General features: G+C 64.7%; 6 protein-coding genes. All 6 read left to right on the top strand.

Annotation, left to right across the window (positions count from 1 at the left end):
• Position 1 precedes the first annotated feature (1 nt).
• Positions 2-1114 (top strand): ABC transporter substrate-binding protein, encoded by a 1113-nt coding sequence (locus VJ693_RS21250; protein WP_324157495.1) that lies wholly within the window; start codon positions 2-4, stop codon positions 1112-1114.
• A 55-nt stretch (positions 1115-1169) separates the two neighbouring features.
• Positions 1170-2600, top strand: a complete 1431-nt coding sequence (locus VJ693_RS21255; RefSeq protein ID WP_324157497.1) for an aspartate aminotransferase family protein — start codon at positions 1170-1172, stop codon at positions 2598-2600.
• Positions 2597-3877 (top strand): aspartate aminotransferase family protein, encoded by a 1281-nt coding sequence (locus VJ693_RS21260; protein ID WP_324157498.1) that lies wholly within the window; start codon positions 2597-2599, stop codon positions 3875-3877. Before VJ693_RS21255 ends, VJ693_RS21260 begins: the two co-directional genes overlap by 4 nt.
• Complete coding sequence (locus VJ693_RS21265; protein WP_324157500.1) at positions 3870-4934, top strand: phosphotransferase enzyme family protein; 1065 nt, start codon at positions 3870-3872, stop codon at positions 4932-4934. The genes VJ693_RS21260 and VJ693_RS21265 overlap by 8 nt, the downstream gene beginning before the upstream one ends.
• Before the next feature lie 611 nt (positions 4935-5545).
• Positions 5546-6325 carry a Hachiman antiphage defense system protein HamA gene (locus VJ693_RS21270; RefSeq protein WP_324157502.1) on the top strand — a complete coding sequence of 260 codons (780 nt, stop codon included), beginning with the start codon at positions 5546-5548 and terminating at the stop codon, positions 6323-6325.
• A partial coding sequence (locus VJ693_RS21275) for a DEAD/DEAH box helicase (protein ID WP_324157503.1) occupies positions 6312-7394 on the top strand: 1083 nt, incomplete at its 3' end. The genes VJ693_RS21270 and VJ693_RS21275, both read left to right, overlap by 14 nt.

A 7394-nucleotide genomic window follows, 5' to 3' on the forward strand; every position in this document is an offset into this window, starting at 1 on the left:
GATGCGGATCAGTTTCGCTCTTGCGGCGGTGGCCCTCTCCACGGGCGCGCTGGCTGAGGACATCGTCATTGGCCAGAGCCTCCCTTTGAGCGGACCTTCAGCGGCCATCGCGCGAGAGCTGCAGCGCGGGCGCGAAGCCTGCGTTCAACTCGTCAATGCGCAAGGCGGCATTCGAGGCAAGACGTTCAAGCTGCTCACCCGCGACGATGGTGGCGAACCCGCAAAGGCCGTCGAGGCGGCCCGCGAACTCGTCCAGCGCGAAGGGGCCGTGGCGTTGTTCGGATCCATGGGGCCTGGGGTGAACTCCGCCTTGCTCCAATGGGCCGGCGGTGCCGGTGCGGCCGTGATCGGCCCCTACGGCGGCGACATCGAAGTGCGAAACCAGGACAGCGGCTCGGCCTTCTTTCTGACGGCCAACCAGAGCGCCGAGGCCGAGCGATTGGCCTCGCATGTCAGCTCGCTCGGATTGAGCCGTGTCGTGATCGTGCACGCACAAGATCGAGCCGGCGCCGCCACGCTGACGGCGCTCGAAGAGGGCTTGGGCGTCTCCAACGTGGCGCCGGTCGCGATCGTTGCCGTCCGTGGCGACGGATCGGATGCGTCGGAGGCGGTGCAAGGCGTCGCCGCCGCGAAAGCTCAGGCAGTCCTGCTCGCGACCTCGGGGCGAACGACGATTGCCGTGCTGAAGGCGCTGGCCACCAGCGAGCGCGGATCACTGCCGTTGCTGCAGGTGTACGGACTGTCTTCCGCCGCGAGTCCAACGGAACTGCTCGAGCTGAAGAACCTGGCACGCGGATTCTCGATGACCCAGGTGTTGCCGCTTCCGCGCGACGCTCGTGTGCCCTTGGTCGCAACGTTTCTCGCTGCGATGCGAAATGCACCCGGCGACAGAACCTACGCCGAACTCGAGGGCTGCGTGGCGCCCTTGTTGCTCGCCGAGGTGCTGCGACGCAAGCCCGCCGAACCGACTCGCGCCACGGTGCTCCAGGCATTGCGAGCCGCCGCAAAGGTGAACCTCGGTGGATTCGAGATCGATCTTGGAGACCGGACCCGGCCCGGCTCTCGTTTCACCGACATCGTGTTTGTCGGATCCGATGGGAGGCTGCTGCGATGAATGACTTGTCGCAGCGTGATTCGTTGCCGATTCGGGCTACCTGCATCACGGCTTCGTGATCAACATCGTGTCATGCCGACCATCAACGTTGCCAATGAGGTATGTCGTGACAGAAACTGAATTTGAAGCGCTCAATTTTCCCGACGCCCCGAAGATGGTGTCCGCCGCCTACCCGGGGCCCAAGGCGGCCGAGGCGCTGGCCCTCTCGGCGCGTGTGGAGTCGATGGCTCGCGGCGGCGGCCGCATGCCGGTGGTCATGGACCGCGCTTTCGGCGTCACGTTCAAGGACCCGGACGGCAACACCTTCATCGATCTCTCGGCCGGCGTGGGCGTGAGCAGCGTGGGTCGCTGCCACCCCAAGGTCGTGGAGGCGATGCGCAAGCAGTCCGAGTCGCTGATGCACTCCATGGAGGTCAACAGCACCCGACGCACCGAGCTCGCAGCGAAGATCTCCGAGATCATGCCCGATGGCCTGCGCGGCGACTGCACCACCTTCTTCGCGCAAAGCGGCAGCGATGCACTGGAAGCCGCAGTCAAGTTTGCCAGGCGCGTCACCGGCCGGCATCAGATCATCGCTTTCCACGGCGCGTACCACGGCGTGTGGCAGGCCTCGGGCGCGCTCACCACCGGCACGGCCTACCGCAAGGGCTACGGCCCGTTCATGGGCGGGGTGATTCACGCCCCCTATCCCTATGCCTACCGCTTCCCCTTCGACACCACCCACAAGAGCGCGGAGCAGATCGCCGGCGAGTACGTCGACTACCTGCTGAACACACCGTACACGGCAGCCGACGACGTGGCCGCGGTGATCGTGGAGCCGGTGCAAGGCGAAGGTGGCTACGTGCCGCCGGCACCCGAGTTCCTGCAATTGCTGCGCAAGGCCTGCGACAAGAGCGGCACCCTGCTCATCGTAGACGAGGTGCAGGCCGGCGCCGGACGCACCGGCAAGATGTGGTCAGTGGAACACTCCGGCGTCAAGCCGGACATGCTGACCTTCGGCAAGGGCATGGGCGGCGATGTTCCAATGGCAGGCTTGGTGATGCGCTCCGACCTGGCGGCCAAGATTCCCGACGGATCGGTGCCCAATACCTTCGCCGCCAACTCGGTGTCGGCGGCCGTGGCGCTGACCAACATCAGCATCCTGCAGGATCCCACGCTCGGGCTGCTGGACCGCGCCCACAAGCTCGGGCTCGAAGCGCAGGAGCGCATCCGCAGCTTCAACAGCCCGCTCGTGGGCGAGGTCCGGGGCCGCGGGCTGATGATCGGCATCGAGCTGGTCGAGGACAAGACCACCAAACAGCCGCTCAGCGGTGACAAGCTTGGCAAGCTGATGGGCCATCTTGTGGGCCATGGCGTGCTGATGATTCCATGCGGCCGCTACACCAACGTCATGCGCGTGATGCCATCGCTCACGATTCCTCGGTCGTTGATGTTCAAGGCTTTGGACATCTTCGGCGAAGGCCTCGAGTCGTTGCGGAGTCAATGAGCAACTCGCTGCTCGAGCGCCGTCACCGCGTGCTCGGTCGCGGCGCGCCCCTTTTCTACGACGAGCCGCTGCACGTGGTGCGCGGCGAAGGGGTGTGGCTCCACGACGCGCATGGCCGGCGCTACCTGGACGCGTACAACAACGTCCCCATCGTCGGCCACTGTCATCCGCGTGTGGTGGAGGCCATCGCGCGGCAAGCGAACGAGCTCAACGTGCACACGCGCTATCTGCACGAGAACATCGTTCGCTACGCCGAGCGGCTGACAGCAACCTTCGACGGCCTGGACATGGCGATCTTCACGTGCACCGGCAGCGAGGCCAACGACCTCGCGTTGCGGATGGCACGCCTGCTGACCGGCAGCGAAGGGATCATCTGCTCGAACAACACCTATCACGGCAACACGGCGGCCGTTGACGAACTCTCGACCACGTTCCGGGGCGGCCAGCCGGGCAGCTCGAGGGTGCGGTCCGTTCCCTTCCCCGAAACCTATCGTCCGGTGCGAGGCCTCCAAGGAGCCGAGCTGGCCGACGCGTACGTGAGCGAGGTTCGATCGTGCATCGAGCACTTTCAACGCAGCGGCATCGGCTTGGCTGGCATGCTCGTGTGCCCGATCTTCGCCAACGAATGCCTCCCCGATGTGCCGTCGGGATTCCTGGAGCGCGCGGCGCAGTTGGTGCGTGAAGCCGGGGGTTTCATCATCTTCGACGAGGTGCAGGCAGGATTCGGGCGCACGGGCGAGTTCTGGGGGCATGACAAGACCGGCGTTGTGCCCGACATCGTCACTCTCGGCAAACCCATGGGCAACGGCTATCCGATCGGCGGCGTCGTCTCGAGATCGTCGATCGTGAATGCGTTTCGCGACCGGGTGATGTACTTCAACACGTTCGCCGGCAATCCCGTGGCCTGCGCGGCGGCGCTGGCTGTGCTGGACGTGATCGAGAGCGATGGCCTCCTGGAACATGTGCGACAAATCGGCCCGCAAGTGACCGATCGCCTGCGCAAGCTCATGCCCGTGCACGAGGGCATCGGCGACGTCCGCGGCAAGGGCATGTTCTGGGCGGTCGAGTTGGTGACGGACCGCGCCGCTCGAACCCCCGATGCCGCCAGGGCCAAGGCCGTGGTGAATCGAATGCGAGACCATGGCGTGCTGATCAGCCGCCTGGGCGCGCATGACAACGTGCTCAAGATACGCCCCCCCTTGCCCTTTGCCGAACCGCACGCAGCGCTCTTGCTAGAGGCGCTGGATCAGAGCCTTGCCGAGACGCGCAGTGCGTGAACGGCGCGAATGCGAGGACACGCCTGCCGTCCTGCAGCAGCTTGCCGAGTCCGCGCTGCGCAGTTGGCACACGGCGGTTCGGGAGATCCGCCTCATCAAGATGCGGGAGAACGCAGTCTTCCGTGTCGTCGACTCTCAGGGCGATGCCTTCGCCCTCAGGGTGCATCACGAAGGCAATCACGACGACGACGCGCTGCGATCCGAACTGCAGTGGATGTCGGCGCTTAAAGAGGACGGCGTCGACGTGCCGACGATCGTTCCCGCGGCAGACGGACGACTGTTCGTCAGTGTGCCGATGGACGGAGTGCGCGGCGTGCGCCAGGTGGACCTGCTGCGGTGGATCGACGGCCGGCAGCTGGGCACCTCCGCGAGCGGTCTGTCGGTCGATCTGGCCGACGTCGAGCAGACCTATCGCCTCATCGGCAACACCGCTGCTCGACTGCACAACCACGCGACCGCCTGGTCGCCGCCGCAGACGTTCCGGCGCCATCACTGGGATCTCGAAGGGCTGGCCGGAGAGCAGCCACTTTGGGGCCGCTTCTGGGATCTTGAAGTCTTGACATCGGCTGAGCGCGAGCTTCTGCTTCATGCGCGAAATGAAGTGCGGCGCCAGCTTTGCGCGCTGGCGCGCCGTTCCGACTCGCGCCGCCGATACAGCCTCATCCATGCGGATCTGGTTCCCGAAAATCTCCTGCTCTTGTCCAACGGCACGGTGCGCTTGATCGACTTCGACGACTGTGGTTTCGGTTGGCATCTGTTGGAACTCGCCACGGCCCTGTACTTCATCCAAGATGACCCGTCCTACGAGGTCGCGAAAGCAGGCCTCGTCGCCGGCTATCGCGAATACCGCGACTTGCCCGACGTGGTTCTAGCCGACCTGCCGACCTTCATGGCGGCGCGCGCCTTCACCTACCTGGGATGGGTCCATACCCGTCCGGAATCGAAGGACGGCCAAGCCATCACGCCTCATCTGGTGAGACTCGCCCGCAGGCAAGCCGAGAACTTGCTCTGCCGACACAAGTCAGGCGTGGAGGAGAGCTCTGCCGTCCTCCGTTGATACAGAGTGGCTCTGGCCGCATCCACAATTCTCACAGGAGACATGCCACGCAGCGACGTTTCGTCAAACTGGTGGCGACCCTTCGTCATGAATTGCCTGCGGCGAACGAACTCTTGATATGGACGTTGAGGACGTCAATGTTCGCAACCCTCGTCACGCGCATCTAGAACGGCGTCCTGGATGGAGCGATGCGCGGGGCATCGCAAGTGCCTTAGGCGACGTAAGCGGCCAGCCGATCCCAATCTCTATGAGGGAGACGACTGCAAAGCAGCGTTGTCAGTCACTCGGGCGCGAAGGCCGAGATCACGCTGAGTAGCATCAAGCAGTCGCCGGGCTCGGCGACCTCGAACGGCACGAAGGTCAGCAGTATGAGGTACAGCGGCCGTAGGCCTCACGCGTAGCTCTCAACAGCGCTCCGCTGACTGCTTCTCTGAACGAACTCACGTTGCCGACCCGGAATGGACATCCGCGGCCCTGATCTCGTCGGCCGGAAGCTGGCATCGGTGGCGGTCATAGGTATTGGGACCGGCCTGCGTCGGCGCGTAAGATCGTCCGCACGTGGCGTGCGAGGAACGCGTCCTAGTGCCAGCACTGACCAGAGGGAGGAGCAGATGGCGCTGTTCGATGCATGGTGCAATTTCGATGAGACGAAGGACAAGCGCAAGCGCTTGTGGCGGTTGACCGAAAGGGAAGGTGCGCGCGAAGACATCCAGGCGGAGCTCGCAGATGCCATGCGCTCCCACTACGACCGTCTGGAGCGCATCGCCAAGGACGTGGATCGGCTGGGCTATGCGGCTGCTGCGAAAATCCTGAAGGCCGTACTGCCGCAGGGCGCAAAGGCGCGCTCCGGTGATCTCGGCGAAATCCTTGCCACCGAACTCGTCGAGGGGAAAACCCGATTCACCGTGCCGATCCGTCGCCTGCGATACAAGGACGGGCGCGAGATGGCCCTGCGGGGTGATGACTTCATCGGGGTCGGCTTTGACGACGACGATCGCCTGTGGCTCCTGAAGGGCGAATCGAAGAGTCGGCAGCGGCTCGGCAAGACCACGATCACCGAAGCGCGCACGGCATTGAATCGCCACCACGGGCGCTGTACGCCGGACTCCTTGTTGTTCGTTGCGAACCGGCTGCTGGAAAGCGACGACGCCGGCGATCAGGAACTGGGCCGGTCGATTCGGGATGAGGTTGGCCTGGAGGCGCTGCGTCCCAACCGGATCGACCACATGTTCTTCACGCTGTCGGGTAACGGCGCGCCGCAGGCACTCATCGACGATTGGAGCGGCACCAGCACCGATCGGAACCACTACGTCGTGAATTTGCAAGTGGAGGACCACGGCGAGTTTGTCGAGGCCATGTTCGACGAGGTGGCGCAGCTTGGAGACGATTGAGGAACTGCGCGCCTTCGTCGCGGCAGCAACGAAGGACGAGGTATGGGGCCGGCTGCTGTATCGAGGGGCGGCCTGGGCGCTGATGCGAACCGATGGCGAACTGCCACCGGATGCGCCGCCGCTGGGGGAATCCATCGAGACCGACCTCGCCGAGCACGGCTTCGCCCTGCTTCGAGCGGCGCTTGCCCTGCGGGAGCGCGAAGGGCCGTCCTCCTTGGCCAGCAAGGGTTTCGAGCGCTCGGCCAATGCCTTTGAATCGCTCGTGCGCAACGGCGCTCCCAATGCCGTGGAACGCGGCTTTCATCGTACTTTGGCCGGTTCCTGCTATCACCTCGCGGGCTTCTCGGCGGTTGCGTACTCGCTCTTCAATCAGCACGAAGAAGCGCAGAACAACAATCCAGCGGAGGTGGCGGTCGTGTTGCTGATCCTGCGCGACCTGGATCGGTTGAGAGGACATGTTCAGGCGTGGCTGCGGGACGCTGCACATGGCGACGAGACGCTCGCCTTGTGGCTGGAATCCGAGCAGATGGAGACCGACGATGCCGTGGCGGCGATACTCAACACGACGATCTGTCGGGCGCTCGCGCACTTTGACTTCGCTCTGCAGACGGGCGAGGCGGAGTTGGTCGATCGCGCGCGCCAGCTGCTGGGTGGCGCAATCGATCTCGCTGCTAATGCGGAGAACGTTCCGCTGTGGTGGATCGGCAAGGTCTGCCGTGCGTTGATCGACGATTTGTGGTCCCACTCGCTGCATGTGCGGCTGCCGCTCAATGGCCCCGAAGAGGGAGCCGAGGACTACCCGCGGCTGCGGGGACTTTTCATTGCGTCGCTGTATGCGCGCAAGACGGCTGAGGTCGAGTTGTGGCCTTCGCAGCGCGAGGCGGCGACGAGGGCGGTGGACCTGGCCGATGACCTAGTCGTCGCGTTGCCGACCAGCGCGGGCAAGACCCGCGTCGCCGAGATCGCGACCTTGATGACGCGCTCGGTGGGTAAGCGGGTGCTGATCGTCACGCCGCTGCGTGCTCTGTCGGCCCAGACGGAACGGTCGTTCCGTAAGACGTTCGCCCCG

This window comes from Ideonella sp. (assembly GCF_035254525.1).
GTDB lineage: Bacteria > Pseudomonadota > Gammaproteobacteria > Burkholderiales > Burkholderiaceae_C > Ideonella.